This window comes from Kitasatospora sp. NPDC057198, assembly GCF_042670125.1.
In the GTDB taxonomy this organism is placed as follows: Bacteria; Actinomycetota; Actinomycetes; order Streptomycetales; family Streptomycetaceae; genus Kitasatospora.
In genome coordinates this window covers 1-1,953 of record NZ_JBHUWH010000797.1, presented here as the reverse complement: position 1 = coordinate 1,953, position 1,953 = coordinate 1, and the positions used below count along the sequence as shown (strand labels likewise).

Below are 1,953 nucleotides of genomic sequence, written 5' to 3'. Positions count from 1 at the left end.
CCCTGCGCTCGCTCGCCGTCCGCTCCGCCCCGGCCGACCGCTCCGACGCGGCCCACCTGCGCGGCGACCGCCCCCGCCGGTGAACGGGCCGGGGCGCACCCGGTCACCCGCTGCCGTCAGCGGACCCTTCGGTGGGGCGGACGGCAGCGGGCGGTGAATCCGGAGGCGGGGGCGGCCGTCCGTTCGGTAGCCTCCGGTATGGACTTCACCTCGGGCGGGACGGACGGGCCGCGGCTGGACGCCGCCGCCCTCGAACGGATCGGCCTCGGCGACAACGTGTGGGGCTTCCTGCCGGGGGCGGCCGACGCGCCGGGCGCGGCCGAGGCGTTCTTCCGGGCCGGGTGGCGGGTGCGCCGGTCGAGCCGGGACGGGTTCCAGGTCGAGTGCGCGTGTGCGGAGCTCACCCTCGCCCCCGGTGCGCCCGTGTCCTTCGGCGGCTTCGTGGACCCCGGGCGGGTGGCCGAGTTGACGGCCGCGCTGGAGCGGACGGGCCTGGCCTTCGACGTCGAGTGCGAGGACGGGCCGGTGACGGAGGCGGGCTGATCAGCCGGCCGGGGCCGCGTCCAGGAGCGGGGCGACGAGTTGGTGGAGGTCGGAGACGTCGCGGTAGAGGACCGCCGTCATTCCGGCCCGCCGGGCGGCGTCGACGTTGGTCCGGCTGTCGTCGACGAAGGCGCAGCGGTGGGCGGGGACGCCCGCGAGGTCGGCGGCGAGGCGGTAGACCGCCGGGTCGGGCTTGGCGAGGTGGATCAGGGAGCTGTTGACGACGTGGTCGGCCAGGTCGGTGAGGCCGAGCCGGGCGAGGTCCTCGTCGAGCCAGACGGTGGCGTTGGTGACCAGTACGACCGGGACGCTGCGGCGGACCCGCCGGATCAGCTCCACCACGCGGAGGTCCGCGCGGGACGGGGCGTGGGCGAACGCGGCGGCGAGCTCGCCCGCCTGACGGGGCGACAGCCGGTCGGCCAGGGCCTCCGCGACGGACGCGGCCCACTGGGCCCGGCTGATCCGGCCCAGCAGCAGCGGCAGGTCCCGTTCGGGGGCGTAGGCGATCTCCGCCGTGCTGCCGGGGGCGAGGCCGGCGGCCCGTTCCAGCCGCTCCACCTCGTCCAGGTCGTAGAAGCGGATCACGTTGTCGAGGTCGCACAGCAGGGCGTCGAAGGTCGGGGCGCTCATGGCTGGTGATCATGCCAGAGCGGCGTTCGCCGACGAACGGTGGCTGGAACTCCCGGCCGGCGCGGCCCGTTCGGCGGGCATGACACCGATCATTGCGATGATGGGGACGCTGGTGTTCCCGGCTCTGCTGGTGCTGGTCGGGTTCGTCGCCTCGGTGCTGCGGCACGTCCTGGTGCGCCGCGGCGGAGCGGCCGGTGGCGGTCGTGGGGCCGGTGGCGGTCGCGGGGCCGGGGTGCAGGCGGGCGAGGAGATGCACGCGCTGCTGTACCCGGGCAAGCGGGTGCAGTTGGAGCAGCGCCGGATCGAACTGGTCCTCCGCGACGACGAGCAGGACGGCGCGCCGCCGCGGACGGGCATCGACCTGGCGGCCGGGACGGCCCGGATCCGGCCGAGCAAGGGCTGACGGGACATCACAACCGGGACGTCTCACGGGCCGGCGCGGGGCTGAACCGCAGGGTGTCGGCCATCGTCAGGTTCCCGGCCGGGCGGCGCAGCGGGGAGGGGTCGGCCCCCGCGGTGCGCGTCGAGTCGTGCCCGCGCAGGTGCACGTGCGCGGAGGTCCGCGGCGGGAAGGGGTGGTGGCCCGGCTCCGGTCGGCGACTTCGGAAATCAGCCCGGGGGCGGGCGGGGCGGGCGGAGGGACGGGCGGACGGAAGAGCGGCGGTGGATGCAGGTGTGATCGAATGGTGAAGAAAAGAAAGGTGACGGGTTCTGTCACCTTTGGCATCGATCGTTGAAGGCATGGAGAACATGAACGATGCCCGTGACCGGTCCCGCGAC

General features: G+C 75.0%; 3 protein-coding genes. 2 read left to right on the top strand and 1 reads right to left on the bottom strand.

Annotated features, from left to right (window positions below; genetic code table 11):
* Positions 1 to 198 precede the first annotated feature (198 nt).
* Positions 199 to 543: a hypothetical protein gene (locus ACFUEL_RS39115; protein ID WP_380242892.1), complete on the top strand. Its 345-nt coding sequence runs from the start codon at positions 199 to 201 to the stop codon at positions 541 to 543.
* On the opposite strand, the gene ACFUEL_RS39110 is transcribed toward ACFUEL_RS39115, so the two are convergent.
* Positions 544 to 1,173, bottom strand: a complete 630-nt coding sequence (locus ACFUEL_RS39110) for an HAD-IA family hydrolase (protein WP_380242890.1) — start codon at positions 1,171 to 1,173, stop codon at positions 544 to 546.
* Here ACFUEL_RS39110 and ACFUEL_RS39105 point away from each other — a divergent pair.
* Complete coding sequence (locus tag ACFUEL_RS39105; RefSeq protein WP_380242888.1) at positions 1,172 to 1,576, top strand: DUF6191 domain-containing protein; 405 nt, start codon at positions 1,172 to 1,174, stop codon at positions 1,574 to 1,576. The two genes, ACFUEL_RS39110 and ACFUEL_RS39105, sit on opposite strands and share 2 nt — an antisense overlap.
* Positions 1,577 to 1,953 lie beyond the last annotated feature (377 nt).

Excerpts from the sequence above, each read along its gene's own strand:
- ACFUEL_RS39115 (WP_380242892.1), top strand. The coding sequence starts at position 199 with ATGGACTTCACCTCGGGCGGGACGGACGGGCCGCGGCTGGACGCCGCC.
- ACFUEL_RS39105 (WP_380242888.1), top strand. The coding sequence starts at position 1,172 with ATGGCTGGTGATCATGCCAGAGCGGCGTTCGCCGACGAACGGTGGCTG.
- ACFUEL_RS39110 (WP_380242890.1), bottom strand. The coding sequence starts at position 1,173 with ATGAGCGCCCCGACCTTCGACGCCCTGCTGTGCGACCTCGACAACGTG.